The organism is Clostridium sp. (genome assembly GCF_032552055.1).
Taxonomy (GTDB): Bacteria; Bacillota; Clostridia; order Clostridiales; family Clostridiaceae; genus Clostridium.
The window spans coordinates 1-19,909 of the sequence record NZ_JAWGSV010000028.1 but is presented as its reverse complement, the minus strand read 5'-3'; the positions used below and the strand labels follow the sequence as shown (position 1 = coordinate 19,909).

General features: G+C 29.2%; 17 protein-coding genes. 1 reads left to right on the top strand and 16 read right to left on the bottom strand.

What is annotated here, in order from left to right; translation table 11 throughout:
* The 9 genes from E6248_RS03850 to E6248_RS03810 form a co-directional block, all read right to left on the bottom strand.
* Nucleotides 1-516, bottom strand: a 516-nt coding sequence (locus tag E6248_RS03850; protein WP_316339501.1) for an ATP-binding protein, incomplete at its 3' end; no start/stop codon positions are given.
* 381 nt (nucleotides 517-897) lie between these two features.
* Nucleotides 898-2,487 carry a glycine betaine ABC transporter substrate-binding protein gene (locus E6248_RS03845; protein WP_316339500.1) on the bottom strand — a complete coding sequence of 530 codons (1,590 nt, stop codon included), beginning with the start codon at nucleotides 2,485-2,487 and terminating at the stop codon, nucleotides 898-900.
* Nucleotides 2,480-3,613 (bottom strand): ABC transporter ATP-binding protein, encoded by a 1,134-nt coding sequence (locus E6248_RS03840; protein ID WP_316339499.1) that lies wholly within the window; start codon nucleotides 3,611-3,613, stop codon nucleotides 2,480-2,482. The genes E6248_RS03845 and E6248_RS03840 overlap by 8 nt, the downstream gene beginning before the upstream one ends.
* Before the next feature lie 265 nt (nucleotides 3,614-3,878).
* The gene (locus tag E6248_RS03835) at nucleotides 3,879-4,346 is read right to left on the bottom strand and encodes a PTS glucose transporter subunit IIA (protein WP_316339498.1); all 468 of its coding nucleotides are present in this window, start codon (nucleotides 4,344-4,346) and stop codon (nucleotides 3,879-3,881) included.
* Nucleotides 4,343-5,197 carry a MurR/RpiR family transcriptional regulator gene (locus tag E6248_RS03830; RefSeq protein ID WP_316339497.1) on the bottom strand — a complete coding sequence of 285 codons (855 nt, stop codon included), beginning with the start codon at nucleotides 5,195-5,197 and terminating at the stop codon, nucleotides 4,343-4,345. The genes E6248_RS03835 and E6248_RS03830 overlap by 4 nt, the downstream gene beginning before the upstream one ends.
* Before the next feature lie 15 nt (nucleotides 5,198-5,212).
* Nucleotides 5,213-6,130 carry a class I mannose-6-phosphate isomerase gene (locus E6248_RS03825; protein WP_316339496.1) on the bottom strand — a complete coding sequence of 306 codons (918 nt, stop codon included), beginning with the start codon at nucleotides 6,128-6,130 and terminating at the stop codon, nucleotides 5,213-5,215.
* Nucleotides 6,127-6,699 (bottom strand): glucose-6-phosphate isomerase family protein, encoded by a 573-nt coding sequence (locus E6248_RS03820; protein WP_316339495.1) that lies wholly within the window; start codon nucleotides 6,697-6,699, stop codon nucleotides 6,127-6,129. Before E6248_RS03820 ends, E6248_RS03825 begins: the two co-directional genes overlap by 4 nt.
* Before the next feature lie 15 nt (nucleotides 6,700-6,714).
* Complete coding sequence (locus tag E6248_RS03815) at nucleotides 6,715-8,547, bottom strand: class I mannose-6-phosphate isomerase (RefSeq protein WP_316339494.1); 1,833 nt, start codon at nucleotides 8,545-8,547, stop codon at nucleotides 6,715-6,717.
* A gap of 61 nt (nucleotides 8,548-8,608) precedes the next feature.
* Complete coding sequence (locus E6248_RS03810; protein ID WP_316339493.1) at nucleotides 8,609-10,000, bottom strand: PTS transporter subunit EIIC; 1,392 nt, start codon at nucleotides 9,998-10,000, stop codon at nucleotides 8,609-8,611.
* Nucleotides 10,001-10,368: 368 nt separating this feature from the next.
* Here E6248_RS03810 and E6248_RS03805 point away from each other — a divergent pair, with 368 nt between their 5' ends.
* A complete protein-coding gene (locus E6248_RS03805; RefSeq protein ID WP_316339492.1) occupies nucleotides 10,369-11,736 on the top strand; it encodes a GH39 family glycosyl hydrolase in 1,368 nt (455 codons plus the stop codon).
* Nucleotides 11,737-11,909: 173 nt separating this feature from the next.
* Here E6248_RS03805 and E6248_RS03800 read toward each other — a convergent pair whose 3' ends face one another.
* The 7 genes from E6248_RS03800 to E6248_RS03770 form a co-directional block, all read right to left on the bottom strand.
* Complete coding sequence (locus E6248_RS03800; protein WP_316339491.1) at nucleotides 11,910-12,713, bottom strand: HAD family hydrolase; 804 nt, start codon at nucleotides 12,711-12,713, stop codon at nucleotides 11,910-11,912.
* Nucleotides 12,714-13,262: 549 nt separating this feature from the next.
* A complete protein-coding gene (locus E6248_RS03795) occupies nucleotides 13,263-14,168 on the bottom strand; it encodes a Gfo/Idh/MocA family oxidoreductase (RefSeq protein ID WP_316339490.1) in 906 nt (301 codons plus the stop codon).
* A gap of 185 nt (nucleotides 14,169-14,353) precedes the next feature.
* Nucleotides 14,354-16,072 carry a methyl-accepting chemotaxis protein gene (locus E6248_RS03790; RefSeq protein WP_316339489.1) on the bottom strand — a complete coding sequence of 573 codons (1,719 nt, stop codon included), beginning with the start codon at nucleotides 16,070-16,072 and terminating at the stop codon, nucleotides 14,354-14,356.
* A 655-nt stretch (nucleotides 16,073-16,727) separates the two neighbouring features.
* On the bottom strand, nucleotides 16,728-16,877 hold the full coding sequence (locus E6248_RS03785; protein ID WP_316339488.1) for a hypothetical protein: 150 nt from the start codon (nucleotides 16,875-16,877) through the stop codon (nucleotides 16,728-16,730).
* 1 nt (nucleotide 16,878) lies between these two features.
* Nucleotides 16,879-17,076 (bottom strand): hypothetical protein, encoded by a 198-nt coding sequence (locus E6248_RS03780; RefSeq protein WP_316339487.1) that lies wholly within the window; start codon nucleotides 17,074-17,076, stop codon nucleotides 16,879-16,881.
* Between the two features lie 69 nt (nucleotides 17,077-17,145).
* Nucleotides 17,146-17,868 (bottom strand): M28 family peptidase, encoded by a 723-nt coding sequence (locus E6248_RS03775; protein WP_316339486.1) that lies wholly within the window; start codon nucleotides 17,866-17,868, stop codon nucleotides 17,146-17,148.
* A gap of 522 nt (nucleotides 17,869-18,390) precedes the next feature.
* The gene (locus E6248_RS03770) at nucleotides 18,391-19,779 is read right to left on the bottom strand and encodes a glycoside hydrolase family 1 protein (RefSeq protein ID WP_396335123.1); all 1,389 of its coding nucleotides are present in this window, start codon (nucleotides 19,777-19,779) and stop codon (nucleotides 18,391-18,393) included.
* Nucleotides 19,780-19,909 lie beyond the last annotated feature (130 nt).

Sequence of the window (19,909 nt, the reverse complement as noted above, 5' to 3'; positions counted from 1 at the left end):
CTCTTTAGTTGAACCTGTTATAGTTGTATATCTTACATTTTCCGCTTCTAAGAAACTTAAGATAGCATTATCAACAGCTTGCGCTACTTCTTCATCTTGCCATCTTACACCATCTTTTGTATAACCAAATTCTCTTGGAACAAAGAAAATATGATCATATTTAGGTAAATCTCTTAATGCAAGTATGTATAAATCTTTTAAAATTTCAATTTCCTTAGTTGTCCTCTTTTTATCTCCAAGCATAAATCTTCCATATATATATGGAACAAAAGTTGCATAGTCTGTTATTGCATACTCAAATTCATTTAAGCTATTTTCAAGGTGAAGTTGTCCTAAATAAATTCCATATTGCTCTGCAATATTTTCTATCATTCCCTTATCTCTTAAATAATCAGTGCTGTATTCAGTTGCTACTCCAACGTTTAAATCTCTAATTTTCATTTCTACATATAATTGTTGTATTAATGTAGTCTTTCCACATCTCGGCCCACCTAATATGGCTATTCTCTTTGGCATTTTAAACCCTCCAAAAGTTATATATAAAGTTAATCATTTTTTCAAAACAGATTTTAATTATACCAATAATTCATAATAATATCAATGGAAAGAACTCTTTTAGCCAAATCAAAACTATATTAATATATTCTTTATCTAGAAATATTTTCTTTTCTTAATTCTATTTATAACACATCTTTGAAGTGCTTTTGCTTGACTATTTGTTTTGCTCTTTACTTTTAAATGATGATATTACTGAATTCACTAAATCTTTTTATCTTCCACCACTTAATAAATTAAATTATTTCCCTCTAAACTAGCCATATACAATTTTATTTTCAAAATAAAAACCCAGCTTTTGCTGAGTTTTCACCTTAATTATTAATAATTAATTGATAACTTTTAATTGTTTATAAGTCCTTCTTCTTCTAAGAATTCCTTAGCCACAGTCTTAACATCTCTTTTATTTATATCAACTTCATAGTTCATTTTTCTCATTTTCTCTTCAGTTAATTTTCCTTCAACCATAGCTATTACTTCTCTAAGTTCTGGGAACTTTTCTAAAGTATCTTCTCTAATAATAGTTACAGCATCGTATGGTGGGAAGAAGTTTTTATCATCTTCTAACACTACTAGATTGAACTTGTCTATTAATCCATCTGTAGTGAAAGCATCAATTACTTGAGTTTCATTATTTGCAACTGCAGTATATCTTAATCCACCATCTACTGGTTTAACATCTTTGAATTTCATATTATAAGCCTTTTCTAATCCTATAAGACCATCTTCTCTATTTGGGAATTCTATAGTTGGTCCAATTACAAGTTCTTTTGAAACTTTAGCTAGATCAGATACAGTTTTTAAATTGTATTTCTCTGCTGTTTCTTGAGTAACTGCCATAGCATAAGTATTATTAAATCCAAGTGGATTTAATGTTTCTAAGTTATACTCATTTTTAAATCTATCCTTAACTATATTATAGACTTCATCCTTATTTGAATTATTATCATTAATATTTAAGATATTAACATATCCTGTACCTAAATACTCAGCATATAAATCTACTGCTCCAGACTTAATTGCATTAAAGGTAACTTGGCTACCTCCTAAATTGAACTTTTCTTCTACTTCAATATCAGTATTATTTTTTATAAGTTCTGATAAAACATTTCCTAATATGAGTTGCTCAGTATAATTCTTTGATGCAACTGTAATTTTTCTATCATTTTTACCTATAAATTTAGGTACTACTATTAATCCAATACATATAATTACTGCTAATGATATTGCAATAATAGTAAATTTTTTTCTTTTTTTAGATATAGCTCTTCTCTTTACCTTCATAGTTCCATCTGATCTTTTTATACCATTTGGCATAGTTGCTTCTTCTATCTTTCCTGTTACAAAATCTATTAATAAAGCTAGTACTGCTGCTGGTATTGCACCAAATAATATTAAGTTATTATCTACAGTTTGGATTCCTGAGAATACTAAGTATCCAAGTCCCCCTGCTCCAACAAAGGCTGCAATAGTCATAAGCCCAACTGCTGTTACAGCTGCCATTCTTATACCTGCCATAATTACTGGCATGGCTAGTGGAATTTTTATTAATCTTAAAGTTTGACTATTTGTCATACCTAGACCTTTAGCTGCTTCTAGCATATCTGGATTTATATTAATTATTCCAGTATAAGTATTTTTAATTATTGGTAGCATTGAATATAAAACTACCATTGTTATAGACGGTGCAGATCCTATACCTATTATAGGAATTAGGAAACCTAGTATAGCTAAACTCGGTATAGCTTGTGTAAGGTTTGCAACTCCGATTACACCTGATGCTAATTTTTTATTTCTTGTTATTACTATTCCAAGAGGAACTCCTATTGCTACTGCTATTAATACCGCTATTAATGTAAGTTGTATATGTTCTAATAGAAGGGTAAGAATTTCTGATTTTTTTATAACTAATTGCTCCATAAAACTACTCATCATTATTACCTCCCATTTCTATATACTGACTACTTAATGCAGATATTAAGCTACTTCTTGTTACTAAGCCTCTAAGTTTTCCTTCTGCATTACATACTGGTAAGTAACCTCTTTTTAAGTTATTAAAGACTTCTAAAAGTTCTGGTAAACTCATATCCTCACAAACACAAGCAGGATCACTACTCATAATTTCTTCTATTAAAGTCTTCTTATTTTCTATTTTCTGAATTTTTTCAAGAGTAACAAAGCCTAGAAGTTTACCCGTTTTATCCGTTGCTAATAAACTATCAACCTTCTTTTCTCTCATAATTTGAATGCCTTGTAGAACATTTCTCTTAGGATTTACTGTTACTGGATTTGTAATCATAACATCTTCTGCCCTAATCATTTCAGGTTTTGACCAAATCTTATTCTTACCAACGAAGTCTTCAACATATGGGCCTGCTGGATTTTTTAATATATTTTCAGGGGTATCATATTGCAATATTTTTCCCCCTTTTAATATACATATTTTATCTGCTAAATTAAGAGCTTCATCCATATCGTGAGTTACAAAAACAATTGTTTTCTTATATTCTCTTTGAATATTAAATAACTCTTCTTGTAATTCAGTTCTTGTTATTGGATCCAATGCACTAAAAGGCTCGTCCATAAGAATTATTTCAGCATCTGCTGCAAAGGCTCTTGCAACTCCAATCCTTTGTTGTTGTCCACCACTTAATTCTACTGGATATCTATCACTAAACTGTTCTGGATCTAATCCAACCATATTTAATAATTCATTAGTCTTCTTATCTATAACACCATCAGCTTTTCCCATAAGCTTCGGGATTATTTCGATATTTTCTTTAACTGTCATATGAGGAAATAATCCAGTTTGTTGAATTACGTATCCTATACTTCTTCTAAGCTTAATAGGATCCTCTTCTTTTATATTTTTTCCATTAACTAATATTTCACCAGAGGTTGTTTCTATTAATCTATTTATCATTTTCAATAATGTAGTTTTACCACAACCACTTGATCCTATTAGTACTACTAAATCTCCACTATCTATTTTCAAATTAAAATTCTCTAATATAATATTGGATTTGTAGCTTTTCTTAACATTTCTAAATTCTATCATATAACCCTCACTTCCTACAACTTATTATATACTATAAGTTGTCAGTTTGCAAAAAAGCCTTTTCCAGTTAGCTTGTATAGAATATAAATATTACTAATTTTGCTTTAAATAACACTATAATGCTCTATCATCCTTTCTATTTTACTTTTACTGGTAATATGGTATTGGAATTAGTTGTCAATAATAACCTTTCATCATCAATCTATTATCAATTATTGTAATACTAAAAAACTAGCTAGAGGATCCTCTAGCTAGGTTTTTCTATTCAAAATTTATTATAAATCTCTATTATATCTTCTTCTCTAAGTTTAACAAACTCGTTTCGTTTTAATAAATTTACCTTTTCTTTATTTAAAAAAACAATTGGTGATATTAATAACAAATTACTTTTTATTGCTTTTTTCATATTTATCTTTATTAATCTTTCACCTTTTTTCACTTTTTGTCCTTGCTTAATATAAACCTTAAATATGTCTTGTCCCAGTTTATATAACTCTAATCCAATGTGTATCATAATAGATACACCTGTTTCATGAGCAAGGACTATAGCATGACCGCCAGGATATAATACTTTTATTTCACCATCAAAAGGAGCAACTACTTCATCCTTTATAGGAGTTATTGCAAAACCATCACCCATTACTTTATCAGAAAAGATATCGTCCTCTACAGATTCTATAGGAATAATTGTACCTTCCATAGGAGAAATAAAATCTATATTCACTTTTTTCATTCATTGCCCTCCTTTAGCATTTCAAAAAACTTATGGTAGTTTTCTGAAAAATGATCTGCATTGCTTATCACTTGCTTTGTCAAACCCATAAATAAGTAATCTACAACGAAGAGCTGACCATACCTTGAGAAAATTGCACTTATACGATTTTCATTTATTTCATAACTAGGAGTCAACAATGTATAATCTGCTAGCCTACCTAGGGTACAATCCGACTTTTGAATAATAGCTATAATAGGAGTATTATTCTTTTTTGCATTTTCTACTGCAACATTAACTTCCTTTGTTCTACCACTAAAACTTATGGCTATAGCCACATCCTTTGAAGTACAAACATTAGAATTTAAAATGTTGAGATTTCCATCATTCATAAATACAGCTCTTATACCAATCTTCAAAAGTTTATTTTGAAAATCCATTGCTACTATAGCTGAAGCTCCAATAGCAAAAAGGTATACCGTATTTGCATTTTTAATTATATCAATAGCTGTTTTAAAGGTATCAACTGAATTAGATTTTATAACATCGCTACATGTTAGAGAAATCTCATTAACAATTTTGGAAGGCATATCACTTAAATCATCAGCCCAACTTAATATCTCATTAACGTTATTTTCTTCAAGTCCTGATAGATTTTTAGCCAATTCTACTTTTGCTTCATGAAAATTCAAATCAAAAGCCCTTTTTACAAATCGTGAAATAGTTGGTGCCGATACACTACATAAATCTGCTAATTCAAACACGCTAAGAGATAAAACCTGCTTTGGATTTTTCATCATAAAATCAGCAACCTTTTTCTCAGAATATGGTAGTGTATTGTATATTTTTCTCATTATATGCATCATGTCCATAAAACAACCTCCAAATCATGGCCTATAACTACACAAAACTCTACAATCTCCTTCTATTTCATATTCCTTTATTTCTGCAGGAATTACTAAAGTTTCTGTGTACTCTAATGGATATTTCTCTTCATTAATTATAATATTACATTGATTAAGAACACAAGTAAGGATATGATATTTATTCTCTTTGGTGATTTTCTGTGAATCAATTGTATCTATAACATCAACAGTAAATTCCTCAGATTTAACACCCTTCTTTATAATATTATTTTTTCTTTCATGTATTGGAAAACTTTTTTTACTTGCTCTAAGACTGGTATCAAGAACTTGGAATCCTTTATCATGGTGTAGCTCTCTTCCTCTGTTATAATCATACATTCTATAGGTAATACCTCCAAAGCTTCCTATTTCTATAACTAGGCTTCCCTTTCCACAAGCATGTATTATACCAGCAGGAATATAAACGAAGTCTCCCACTTCTATTGGTACAGCTTCTAAATACTTTTCAATACTTCCATTTTCCGTCGATTCTCTTAATAGATTAATATCATCTATATTGCATCCAGCTATTACTTTAGCATTTTCATCACATTCTAATACATACCATGATTCTGACTTTCCAAAATCCCCTTCAACGTTTTTTGCATATTCTTCATAAGGATGTACTTGAATTGATAAATCTTCATTTGCATCTATATAGGCTGCTCTAATCATCTGATTACTTGTATCATCACCCATTAATTTGTCATACTGAGTTGAAATTAAATCTCTAAGATTCATTCCTTCATATTCAGCATTAACAATCTTATTTTCACTATTTTTATAAGCACATACTTCCCGAACAATCCCAATCCCCTTATCTAATCCTCTAAGCTTAGATAATCTATCTCCTGCCCAAGGCACTTTTACATTTACAGATTGTAATCTAAGAGGCTTCATCGTTTTTCTTCCTTCCAAATAATTTCATCATTTTCTTTATAGCATCTATATGGAAAACCTCTTTCTTCAATTTTTTTATGATTTTGCTTACTAGAAGGAAGGCTACAAGCGGCAACAGCTAAAACCGTATCTCCAGAATTTATTATCCTATGAGCATATTTCCCATTAATGTAATGTAAAGAACCTTTAAATACCTTTTCAGCATAAAATTCATCTTTACCATCCCAAAATAATAAAAAGCCTTCACCATCTAGACCATAATAATATTCATCACAATCATTATCATCATGATAATGCCCTGAAGTCATTGCACACTCTCCATCTACTGTAAATGGATTAATATAAGTAATTCCCCATTGAAGATTTCCCTTTACATAGCTCTCTCTATTAAAATTCTGATTGGCTACTCTATATGCAATCTTATCACCAAAATCATTGATTGCATCATTATTCTTATAAACATTCACACATTCTCTAACATACTTTTGACGCCATTTAACATTTTCTCCACTAAGGATACATTCATCCCAAAATTCTTGAATTCCCTTAGGCTCTCTAATAAAACTCATTTTCCCCCTCCTTGATTATAGAATATATTTTTCAAAGTTATTCTTTAAATAGGTCTTATGAATCACTACTGGTTGATACCCTTTATTAACTATTACGTAATCAGTAATCGTTGAAGGAATTACAACAATATCTAAAAACTTTTGATTAAACTTAAATTCTGGATTACATTCTGAATATACTTCTACTTCTTCACCATCAACAAGTGTAATAACTGTAAATTGTCCATTATTTTTTCCCTTATAGCATCCATTTGTTACAAGTTCCACTCTACTAGTTTGGTAATACATTAAATCAGTATCACCTACTACATATTCTTTATAATCATTATCTTCATCCACAAGTCTTGGCTCTATAGCTATATTCTTTCTTACCCAGTCTGTGTTTCTATTGTGATCTAAGACTTTTCTAGCATTTTTTATGTGTATAGGTCTTGTATTTCCATCCTTATCTTTTCTATTATAATCATAAATTTTATAGGTATATGACCCTATTGTTAAACTTCCCAGCTCTAAAATAAGTTGATTTTGTCCAGATGCATGGATTGTTCCTGCTGGTAACATAAACTGTCTGCCAGGTATTGAATCCTCTGCATTTATATATTTCTTATAATCAATGTATGAACCATAATTATTAGACCTTTCTGCTAAATTCATGAACTCATCTACATCTACGTCATTCTTAAATCCAACGTAAGTTTTTGCATTGTGTCCAGTAGCTATAACATAATAAGCCTCATCCTGTGATCCTTTTTCATTATAGTGTTCTCTTGTGAATTCTCCCTGTGGATGTACCTGTATTGACATATTTCCATCGCTATGATAAGTATCATCATAATTAAATCTAATAGGGAAATATCCATCAAATTTATTATAAGCTTTTTCCCCTATTATTTTATCTCCTTGAAGGCTCATAAATGTAGCAAATGGAATCTCAAAATTAATTGAATTTATATCTACAACAATGCTAACTTCCATAGGAATGAATTCAAATATCCAAGCTACATTCTTTGAAATATCCATAGGAAGATTTCTAACTTTTCTAATAAACTCTCCGCCCCATATACCTTCTAAATAAACAGGTTTACAGCGGAAAGGATAATTAGATAGTGTCCTTAATAACTCCTTAAGAGAATTAAATGGCAGAAGCTTGTATTCTTCATCATTATTTCCATCTATATAAAAGTCTATTTTATTATCATTTATAATGTTTTTCCTTTGATGGATAACTACTTCAAAATCTACATAATAGTTTCTTCTCATCAAAGCATTAAAAGGCCTTATTTCTTTATCTCCTATATTTTTAAATTTTCCTTCTCTAGCTCTGATTGCAGCACTCTTAGGGGAGATATCTATATATACTACCTTTGTAGCTATATCTAAAAACTCTTTTACTGTAGAACCATGTCCAAAAACTATAGCTAATCCTTGATAATTTATTATCTCATTAATTGTATTCTTAAGTTTTTCCTGATGAATAAAATCTTCTATTTTTCCTTGATATATGCTTCCGAATAATAAAACAGGATCATCTTCATAATTTAATGGCAAATTCTCTTGAGTAATTTTAGAAATTTCTTCTTCACTTAAGTATATATCTCTCATGTCGAAGGTTTTGTAATTATTTTCTTTTATCACCTTTATAAGTTCATGTAAAAGTCCTTCAAAATTACTTCCCACATATCCATCGATTAATAGAACAGATTTTTCTAAATTACTAAGACTATCGGTAATGATTTTTGTAATATTATCATTTCCAACTGCAATTGTATCTGAAGTTAAAGAATCTAATATTGGCCTATTTATTGCAGTTAAATCATCATAGGCCAAGGGTTTAAACATAAAACTCATTTCTATTTCTCCTTTATTAACAAGGTATGGATGAATACATCCATACCTACATTTTTATTAATTATTTTTCTGATCCAAAAGATTCGAGATTTCCCTTTTTTACTCCAATTGCCCAAGTTAGTATGAATCCTCCAGCAATAGCTACCAAATATCCCAAAAGATATACTATAGGTCTAGTATTAACTAAAGTTCCAAGTAAACCTGAAACACTTATAGTTTCCGCTCCAAATCCCGGGAAAAATCCAGCAACTAATCCTCCAAATGCAGCTCCTAAGCATGCTGTAGCAAAGGCTCTTCCTAATGGTAGAGTAACCCCAAAAATTAATGGTTCTCCTATTCCTAATATTCCTGCTGGAAGACCTCCATTTATTGCTTCTCTCAATTTCTTTTGCTGTCTGTATTTAAAATAAAGAGCTATGGCAGCGCCTACTTGTCCTGCACCAGCAAAAGATTGATAACCATATAAGGAAGTGTATCCTACTTCTTGAATCAAAGTAGCATGCACAGGTGTTAAACCATGGTGCAATCCTGTCATTACAAGTGGTAAGAAGGTTGCCGAAATAATAGCTCCACCTAGCGGTCCAAAATTCTCAAATACCCATAATAAAATTGTAGCTATCCAGTCTGTTACTAATCCGCCTATCGGTTGAAGAACATATAAAGATGCTAGTCCAACTACTGCAATAGCAACTAATGATGGAGTGTGAACCCTTAATGCATTAGGTACTCGTTTCTTTACCCATTTTTCTACAATGGCAATTAAAGCACCAGCACACAATGCTGATAAAACTCCGCCACGTCCATTAGCAAATGTTAATGTTCCTATTCCCATAGCAGTGCCATTTAACGCTCCAACACTACTAATAATTCCTCCTGCAACTAAGCCAAGGAATGGATTTCCGCCCATAACCTTTGCAGCTTGCATAGCAACAGCGATATTTAAGTAGGTAAAAAATGTAGAAGCTAATACGCTTAATGCAGCCATAAATACTGAACCACCATCTGCAATAGCAGCTGGATTAAAAATTTGTGCACCATTTAGGTTATAAATTAAAGTAAATATCTTCATTAGTCCAAAAAGTAATCCTGAGCCAGCAAATACTGGTACAAGAGGTGTGAAAACCTTTGCAAGGAATTCAAAAAAATTGCCTGCATTTTTCTTTGTCATAATTGGATTGTCAATATCAATTTCAGTGTAATTTAGTCCCTCCATATTCTTCAGTTCATCACTTACGTTTTCAGCAACACCAGGTCCAAGTACTACTTGAATTTCAGTATCACTACCAACAACTTTTAAAACTCCGTCGATTCTTGAAAGTGAATTTCTGTCTACTTTAGCTGGATCCTTTACTGCAACACGTAAACGAGTCATACAGTTTTCGAATTCTTTAATATTCGAAACTCCACCTAAAGCTTCTACAATAGTCACTGCAATTGAAACTTTTGTATCCATTTTCCCCTCTCCCTATACTCTATTCCATATTCCTTATTAAGGAATATTATCCTATAATTAGAATATACACCTTTTGTAATTTTATTTCAAGATATTTTTTATTTTTTTATTTTTTCTTATTTTATTTCACATTATGTTATCTGTGCTACTATTATAGTAGTATTAGTTTCTGATTATAATCTAAAGTTTATATAGAAAAGTTATATATAACCTTTCTAAGGTGCATATATTTATATCAAACCATGCATTATTAATATAAATACAGGAATCTTTGTTTTTCTTAAACCCACGAAACATTTATATAATTATTAAAGTAAGAAAATGGTGTAAAAACTTTACGCCTACTTTCTAATTAATGGAGGTTTAATATGAAAATTACTGTTAACACCAAGAATCCTTATCGTAAATGGACTCATGTAGAGAAATATCAAAATACTACCCTACGGTACACACCTTCTTCTGATTTCCCTGAAGTTATGGCAGAAGTAATAGGTAAACCTAATATAATTCGGTTATTTGTAACTTTAGATGAAGTCTGGGATTATCGCACTAATGAATACTTCTGGGACTATCCTATAGGAGTAAATAGATATGTAGATGATGAAAACCATTATCACTACGATTGGCCACTTACTATCCCTTCTCCTGTAAATGCTCATATTCAAGAATATTTAGTTTCTCATGCTATTTATGCGGAAGAAGTTTTACTAAATTTACGTAGATATGAGCGAGAAACTATTGAAGGAATCATAACTTACCAACAATATGAAGAGGTTTTTAAAAATGTTGTAGAATATTATAAGGAGCTTTGCCCAAATATAGCCTATATTGAGTGTTGTAATGAGGTTGAATTAGAACAGTTTGGTAGGCTTAATATGAAGGAATACTATGAACTTTATAAGTGTGCATATAGAGCAATAACTCAATTGAACAAAGAACATAAATATAAAATTCCTCTTAAAATTGGAGGCTTTGGGTTATCTCATGGTATTACTCACTGGCATTACTGGCAAGAATTCTTAGAACTTCTTAGTAATGATAATGATAAAGTAATAGATTTTTATTCTATGCATGAATATCATACAAATCCTCTACGTATTATGGAATTTTACCTCCGCCACGAAGAAATGATTAATGAACTTAGTCTTCCTAATCTTCCACTTTTAATGACAGAATATGGCTTAAGAGTTGGAATTGGAGATGCTGGTAGACCTACTAATCTACAAAATGCTTCTGGAGAAATAGCTGGTATGATAATCGGCTCACATTGTAATAACTTAAAGATGTTTCCTTGGTGCACCTTCCATAATCCAAATCAACAAATTGGAAGAACTATGTTTATACTTAATAATGAAAACAAATACATTCCTACTCCTAGTGGACATGTTATGACAATGTTTAAAATGCTAGGTAGTCACGAGCTAATGATTGAAGAATATTTAGAAAACAAAGCTGTTGCAACTGTAAAGAATGATGAAATTTGTGTCTTAGTATCCAATCCTTATAAAGAATCAGATGAACTATCTCTTATACTAAATAACTTAGATAACAAAACCTATGAATTAATAGAATATATGGTAGATAAAAACACTAATAATTGCTTAACAGATCCTAAATCACATGCATTACAATCTACAAAAACAAGTATAGTAAAACCTACTAATAATTCTATTCATATAAATAAAAGCTTTTTGGATGAATCCTTCTGTCTTTTCGTATTAAAAACAATAGCCTAACAACTCAAGGAAATAAAAAAGCTAACTAGAGCTCTTTTCTAGTTAGCTTTTTCATTAATTATTATTAATATAGTTTACTATATCTTCACAAATCCTATGTGTAATTATTGGGTCCTCTGAACTTGAATTCTTCTTTTCTTTTATTGAGTTGAAAAATAATATGTTGAATTATATTATATTAGTCCTAATTTTTTAAGTCCTTTTTCTATTCCTTCATTAGCTACATCTTCTGTAAAATCATATGCATATTGTTCTAGCTTTTCATGATAACCACCCATAGCTATTCCATATTTTACAGCTTGGAACATTTCTATATCATTTTCACCATCACCAAAAGCATAAGCATTATCTTTACTTATATCTAATAAATTTAATAAATGTTCTACTCCATATCCCTTTGTATACTTAGCTTTATAGATTTCAAAAAGTCCACCATTGCTTATATTTGACATAAATGCATATCCTTCTTTTAAAAATCTTTCACAAACTAAATCAAAGGATTTATTATCATAAGCTACTGCTATTATCTTGCTAACTTTTACAGTTTCTTTATCCCATTCTTCACTAAAGTTGTCTATATTTAATTTAACTTCTTTTATAAGATTTGATATTTTTTCATTATTAATATCTAAAACATAATTATATTCCTGACCCTCAAGCATATACACAACATTATTTTCTTCTAGGAAATCAAGTAATACCTTAAGTTCATTATTATCTAAAGTTTCATTAAATAAAATCTTATTATCTATCTCTGCATAAGCTCCATTTGAAGCTATATATCCATTTAGTCCTAAATCTACTATTCCTTCATCTATACAATTTTTTGGTCTTCCCGTTGCTAAAATAGTTAAATAACCATTTTCTCTTAATTTTACTATAGCATCCTTAGTTACTTTTGTTGGTGCATATATTTTCTTTGTCCAATCAATTAAGGTTCCATCTACATCAAAAAATACTACTCCTTTATGCTTCATAACTTCCTCCTTGTACCTTAAAGCTTTTATTTTTTATCCAATGACTAGTGCCAATAATACTCCCCTTATTTATGTGGGAGATAACGACTTACTTGTCCATAAATAATTGATTCTAAAACTCATATGTATGATCTTGCTCATAAGCAAAATACATATAAGCCTAAAATTACTTACAAATCTATGATTATATAATAACAAAAATATATAAAAGTTTATATCAAATTATGAAAATATAATTCATACTATCTTACTTTATACTTTATATTCGCTCCATGCCATCAAATATTATTGTATACTTATCTAAAAAATAAGAAAAATATGATAGTCACTTTTCTTTGTAAAGTCTAAATCTCTATTCTATAGGCATTAAACCTACTAAAAAATGAATTTATATTAATGTCATTTAGTTTTAACGAAAATCTTCTTATTGTCATAAAGAAACTTAATAAATATACCACTAATCACATAACTATATGAATAAATATTTAGAGATGGAAAAAAGCCATATCAAGACTGATTTTATAAAATCAATATGATACAGCTTCTTCACTAATTATTATTAATATAATTTACTATCTCTTCACAAATCTTATGTGATATTATAGAGTCCTCTAAACTTGGATTTGGATTCTTCTTTTCTTTTATAGAATCCAAGAAATGAGTTATTAAATCGTCAAAGCCTCTTTTATAAAGGCTACTTTTCCAGCCTCCAAAGGTAGTTCTAGTCTTACCATTATTGTTAACTTCAATAGAATCAACTAACTCTTCAACAACAAACTTATTTCCCTTTACCATATATTCAATTATTTCTTCTGTGATACCGGCACATCTATTCATTATACCAACAGCTGTAGTATTTTCCCCCTTAAAGGTAACTACTACACTATTTAACTTATTATTTTTCTTAGAGAAATTGACATCTAAACTTTTAACTTCCTCATCCATTAAAAACCTTAAAGTATCAACAACATGGATAAAATCTTCAACTATAAACTGCCTAGTATCTCCAGGTGGATACTCCCTATTTTTCTCCATAACTATAATATCAGCCTTACCCTTTTTCTTTAATTCACTTACCTTAGGACAAAATCTTCTATTAAAGCCTACCATAGCTATTACATTATTTTTCTTAGCTAATTCTACTATTTCTTCACTTTTATTAAGATTATAAGTTAAAGGCTTATCTATATAGACATTAACTCCATTTTCAATTAGCTTCTTAGCAATTTCATAATGTCCATCTGCATGAGTTGAAATTATAGCTCCATCTATATTCTCTGAAATTAAATTTTCATAATTTATATAAGATCTATCTATCTTATATTTATTAGAAACTTCATCTAATACTTTCTTATTTCTAGTAGAAATATATAATTCTACTCCCTCCATTACAGATAGTATTGGTAAATATGCCTTTTTAGCTATAGAACCAAGCCCAATAATAGCGATTTTCATATATAACCTCCAATATTTCTTTACTTTATATAATTATAGTATATTTTACCAATAATTAAAATCTAAATAATGCGAAGCGTTAAAAATGAAAGAATTAAAAAATCAAAGAATCTATAAAGATTTTTATAAATTATTTTTTCATTACTTAATTCTTTCATTCTTTAATTAATAAAATGCTTTGCATTTTATATGTTGAACTTTGAAATTATTTCAGTTAAGTCTTGAGATAATTTAGCTTGTCCTTGAGCTGACTCTGCAATGTTATTTATAGCAACATTAGCTTCACTAACATTTTCTTTAACTGAAGTAGAATTTTCTGTTACACCTTGAACCTTAGCTGATACCTCATCTATAGCTTCTTTAACTTCAAGAATGGCTGCTGCTAACTCTTCACTCATAGCTGCTATTTCACTACTCATTGTACTAACGAAAATTCCATCCTTTTCATATTGCTTTCCTAATTCAATAAAATTATTAAACTCCTTTAATATATCATTATTCATAAAGTTTAATAGCTTATTACTGCTTTCATCTATACCTTTAAAGCTGCCTTTAATTTCATTTACAAGAATCTTCACATTTCCTACTGCTTCTCTAGATGCTTCTGCTAAACTTCTTACTTCCTCTGCTACAACTGCAAATCCTCTTCCATTTTCTCCAGCCTTAGCTGCTTCAATTGCCGCATTTAAAGCAAGTAAATTAGTTTGGCTTGCAATCCCCTCAATAGTATTAGCCATTATTCCTATTTCATTAATTACTTTTCCTTTTTCTATGCTTTCAATTATTTCTCTTTCAACATCTTGATAAATATTCATTGTATTACTTATCATTGTTTCTGTATTTGACTTAATTTCAGCTGCTCTACTCATAATTTTTTCAGAGTTATAGCTTCCATCTGTAGCTTTTCCTGATAGAACATTAACACTTGTATTTACTTCTAAAGCTATCTTAGAAATTTCTTCTGTAGTTGCACTTGTATCAATTATCTCTGAATTAATAGCACTGGATGCATTATCTATTTCATTAAATTGTGCAGTCATTTCTTCAACTGTAGCTGATAATTCCTCACTAGAAGCAGTTACGTTATCTACACTTTCTATAACATTCTCAACTAAATGCCTAATATTCCCTTGAGCTGAATTTAATGCAATCCCTATATCAGCAAATTCCGTTTTAGTTTCAATACTTATATCTGTAGATAAATCATAGTTAGACATTCTATTAGCTAAAGCTAAGATTTTCATAAGAGATTTACTTATTTTTCTTACCATAATTATAGTACATGCTATTGATACTAATAATGTAATAATAGCTAAAATAATTGTATTTCTAGAAGACCTCGAAAAAATCCCTGCATTTTCTTTATTTGCTTCACTAGCCCACTGATTATTTTTTTCCACTAATTCATTAGCTTTACTTAGAGTCCTTGCCTCAATTTCCTCTAACTCATGAAATCTAACTTCTGCTTCTTTCATATTATTAGACTTAATTAAAGGAACAATAACCTCATCTCTGACTATGTTATACTCTCCTATTTCAGCCTTTAACTCATTAAATAATTTTTTATCTTCTTCATTTTCAAGTGCTGATCCGTAAATATCTAAATTAAATGCAGTGCTCTCTTTTAATTTAGTTATACTTTCAATTAATTTTTCTTTTTCTTCACCTTCTGCACCATTAAATAACTTATTTAAATTAACTTCTAATTGTAATAAGTTTTGTATTATTTTAGATATACTACTAACACCAAGTACATTATTTTTATAAAGATTACTGCCAGCTTCATTTACCTTAGCTAAATTAGAAATTGACATAATACTAATAGTAGCTGTTAATACTATTGTAATAGTAAAAGCTACTACTAACTGAGTTGAAATTCTACTAAGCAAAGATTTTTTTTCCATTTTCTATCTCCTTTATGGTCACTTATTCTTAATTGATTTAATAAAGAAATCTTGATTTTATATAAAAGTACAAATATTTTTAAATGAAATTATTTCCATGTACTTATTATATATATTATTTATAGATTGTCCAACTAATTGATACTGTTAAATAGCTAAACTTAACTTTCTAACATAATATTAAAAAAATTTTTAAATTATTAATTACTAGAAATATGTATTTACATATTATGTTATACTCTATTTATAATAAATTTTCAAATTAGAATTTAGAAAAAGAAAAGTCAATTAAGAAGAAACTGGGTTTAGAAACTAAAGACGTCATTTACGGAATGAATAGATAATTGGCATAACGATTTTAATGATACAAACACCATTATTCTTTGTATCGAATTTACCAATGGCATTTTACTTTCACAAGATAAATGTTATGAAATTGACCTTTTAGCCTAGATATAAAGTATGCAAATTTTAGTTTATTCATTATCTACTTGAAGAAATAAAGAAGACTAAAAATATAATTAAAATAGGGAATAAGAAAATTTATTATTTTAAAATCTTCCTATTCCCTAACTTTTTAGTAATTTTATATTGAGTCTTAAATTAGACACTATATATTAAATTTATTTTCTTAAGCTCAATCTATATCATCCAGTTAAATATTAAACTTTGAAATTATTTCAGTTAAGTCTTGAGATAATTTAGCTTGTCCTTGAGCCGCTTCTGCAATATTATTCATAGCAGCAGTAGCTTCACTAACATTTTCTTTAACTGAACTTGAACTTTCTGTAGATGATTGAGTCATATTAGCAACTCCCTCTATAGCTTCCCTCTGTAGCTTTATCAGCTAAAACATTGACACTTGTATTAACTTCTACAGCTATTGCAGAAACTTCCTCTGTAGTTGCGCTTGTATCAAGTATTACCGTATTAATAGTATCTGATGCATTATCTATTTCTTCAAATTGTACAATTAATATCCAAAAATCCCACCTAAATTTCACCTTATTAACCATTAGATATCTTATTTATATTAATTTCTAATTATAATAATAAAATCTGCTACTACTAAGTTAAAATTCAACTACAAATTTAGATAATGAATCTGCTAATTTCTTTAGGTTCTTAAAATTTATACTTTCTGGTCCTGCCATATCTTCTGTTAAACCATCTATTCCTTGTTGTGATATATGAATATTAGGAATATTATTTTGCTCAAAAGGTACGTAGTCGCTAACTCCATCTCCTGTTTGCATATAGTACTTTACCTTCTCACTTGATATACTATCTTCAAAATCAACCTTATCTTCTGTAAATCTCGCCTTTATTGAATCATATAATTCACTTGAATCTTCAACTCTACTAATATTTTTAAGTGCTAATGCTCCTGCTTTTTTAGAACCCACACAATCGATATTTATATTATATATTTTTTCATACATCGGCATCAAAACTGGAACCAAAGCTTCACTACCTTTTAGATTTCTTTCTTCCCCATTAACTAAAGAAAAAATTATATCTTTATTAGAGGTATTCTCTATAACTTTTCTTGCCATTTCTATAGCAACAGCTACTCCAGATGAATTATCTAAACTTCCTGAATAAGCATCAAAATGTGCTGTTATCACTATTGCCTCTTTATTATTTTCACCACTTACTTTACCAACTACATTATATACATCTAATCCTCTTATTATTTTCTGACGATAAGAATCATCAAATACAGTTTCTAAGTCTAGCTCTGTAAATATATCTACTAGATATTGGGTAGTCTTGTCATTTTTCTCAGTTAGCATATCTCTTGGTGAATATTCCTCTGTGGCAAGTATAGTAATAATACCCTCTATATTTTTATAGTCAACTGAATATTTTCTTATTCCTATAGATAAGATAGAGATACTAACTATTAAAATAATAGAAATAATTGATATCCTTTTTAATTTATTAATTTTACTCTCCTCCTAAAATTAATTTTGCAGTTAGTTTTTCTTGAGCTTACAGTACATTAAACTTACTACAATTTGAAAATATAATTTCTAATATATTTTTCAGTTTATCTTCTATAGTAATAATATTAAGGATTTACATAATATATTCATAATTTTTAAATGTATTTATACTAAAGAAGTGTTATATATAATTATCTAGTAAATAAAAAACACCCTAATTACCATACTACTGGTTCATAGAGTGTTCTATAGCTTATTTAAAGAAGTTTATATTCTTTAAAACCTACCTTAAGTCCTTATTTTATTATACTGTCCCATAACTTAAAGTTATTAATTCTTAATTAAACTATTAATTCAGCAAATCCGCTTTTATTTTATAAATTCTTTAATCCATTGTCCTGATTTTTTAATAGTCTTCTTTTGAGTTTTTAAGTCTAGTGCAATAAATCCATATCTATTTTTATAGGCATTACACCATGACCAACAATCAATTCCTGTCCAAGAGTGATATCCAAAACAGTTTGATCCTTCTTCTATTCCTTTATGAAGATATTCTAAATGTTCTTTTATAAACTCAATTCTATAGTCATCTTCAATTACTCCTTCAAAATTTATATATCTATCTTCGCCCTCTACCCCCATACCATTTTCAGATATATACCAAGGAATATTATTATAATTATCTCTTATATTTATGGCAATATCATAAACAGCCTTAGGGTAAATTTCCCATCCTCTATAAGGATTCATCCTTCTTCCTGGCATTTCATAATTATCAAAGTACTTGTCAGGCATCCATGGCTTACTTTCATCTACCTTCTCTTCCTTTGCCTTAATTCTTCTTGGGAAGTAGTAATTTACTCCAAGGAACTCTATATTATTTTCCTTAATTATCTTTAGTTCTTCTTCAGTACTTTCCCATAACACTCCATCTTCTTTTAATAAATCTACAAGGAGTTTTGGGAATTCTCCCTTAATTGCTGGCATTAAGAAAGATTCATTAAATAAAGCATCTGCAATTTTAGAAGCCTTAACATCTTCTTCATTATTAACATCTCTTGGATATGAAGGAGTTAAGTTTAAAATTATTCCTATTTTACCTCCATATTTCCCATAATTATTTTCTTTAAATGCTTTAATTGCCTTAGCAGAGGCTAGGTTAATGTTATATAATGCTTGAACTGCCTTTTTACCATCTACAACCTTTGGATAATGGAATTGATATAAGTATTGTCCCTCTACAACTACTATTGGCTCATTAAAAGTAGTCCAAAGTTTTACCCTATCAGAAAATAGTCCAAAAGCAGTATTTGCAAACTTAACAAATAAATCAACAACATGCTTAGACTCCCATCCACCATATTTATCATATAATTCTACAGGTAAATCAAAGTGATGAAGTGTTATAATCGGAGTAAGATCATTTTTTATTATTTCATTTATTACATTGTTATAAAATTCAACTCCATCTTCATCTGCTTCACCTGTTTCAAAGTCTTTAATTAAACGTGTCCACTGAATTGATGTTCTAAAACTATTTAATCCAATAGATTTAAGCATAGCTAAGTCTTCTTTATAGCTATTATAAAAATTAGATGTTACTTCTGGTCCAACCTTATCAAAGAATAATTCTGGCTCCACCTCATACCAATAATCAAAAACATTCTTATGTTTCTTATTAAAAGTTCCTTCACATTGTGGGCCTGATGTAGCAGCCCCCCATAAAAATCCTTCTTTAAATTTCATATTATTATCCATAACCTTCACCCTTCCTTATTAACCTATTTAAAATCTATATAATGTAATTTTCAAAGACCATATTCAGACAATTTATTTTCATTTTCTATATTTTGATTTTGCATAATCTTATATTTTTTATTTTTGATTC

What these genes read in the sequence shown, in the direction of transcription:
- E6248_RS03845 (WP_316339500.1), bottom strand. Translation starts at nt 2,487, where the DNA reads ATGAGTAGTTTTATGGAGCAATTAGTTATAAAAAAATCAGAAATTCTT.
- E6248_RS03840 (WP_316339499.1), bottom strand. Translation starts at nt 3,613, where the DNA reads ATGATAGAATTTAGAAATGTTAAGAAAAGCTACAAATCCAATATTATA.
- E6248_RS03835 (WP_316339498.1), bottom strand. Translation starts at nt 4,346, where the DNA reads ATGAAAAAAGTGAATATAGATTTTATTTCTCCTATGGAAGGTACAATT.
- E6248_RS03830 (WP_316339497.1), bottom strand. Translation starts at nt 5,197, where the DNA reads ATGGACATGATGCATATAATGAGAAAAATATACAATACACTACCATAT.
- E6248_RS03825 (WP_316339496.1), bottom strand. Translation starts at nt 6,130, where the DNA reads ATGAAGCCTCTTAGATTACAATCTGTAAATGTAAAAGTGCCTTGGGCA.
- E6248_RS03820 (WP_316339495.1), bottom strand. Translation starts at nt 6,699, where the DNA reads ATGAGTTTTATTAGAGAGCCTAAGGGAATTCAAGAATTTTGGGATGAA.
- E6248_RS03815 (WP_316339494.1), bottom strand. Translation starts at nt 8,547, where the DNA reads ATGAGTTTTATGTTTAAACCCTTGGCCTATGATGATTTAACTGCAATA.
- E6248_RS03810 (WP_316339493.1), bottom strand. Translation starts at nt 10,000, where the DNA reads ATGGATACAAAAGTTTCAATTGCAGTGACTATTGTAGAAGCTTTAGGT.
- E6248_RS03805 (WP_316339492.1), top strand. Translation starts at nt 10,369, where the DNA reads ATGAAAATTACTGTTAACACCAAGAATCCTTATCGTAAATGGACTCAT.
- E6248_RS03800 (WP_316339491.1), bottom strand. Translation starts at nt 12,713, where the DNA reads ATGAAGCATAAAGGAGTAGTATTTTTTGATGTAGATGGAACCTTAATT.
- E6248_RS03795 (WP_316339490.1), bottom strand. Translation starts at nt 14,168, where the DNA reads ATGAAAATCGCTATTATTGGGCTTGGTTCTATAGCTAAAAAGGCATAT.
- E6248_RS03790 (WP_316339489.1), bottom strand. Translation starts at nt 16,072, where the DNA reads ATGGAAAAAAAATCTTTGCTTAGTAGAATTTCAACTCAGTTAGTAGTA.
- E6248_RS03785 (WP_316339488.1), bottom strand. Translation starts at nt 16,877, where the DNA reads ATGACTCAATCATCTACAGAAAGTTCAAGTTCAGTTAAAGAAAATGTT.
- E6248_RS03775 (WP_316339486.1), bottom strand. Translation starts at nt 17,868, where the DNA reads ATGCTAACTGAGAAAAATGACAAGACTACCCAATATCTAGTAGATATA.
- E6248_RS03770 (WP_396335123.1), bottom strand. Translation starts at nt 19,779, where the DNA reads ATGGATAATAATATGAAATTTAAAGAAGGATTTTTATGGGGGGCTGCT.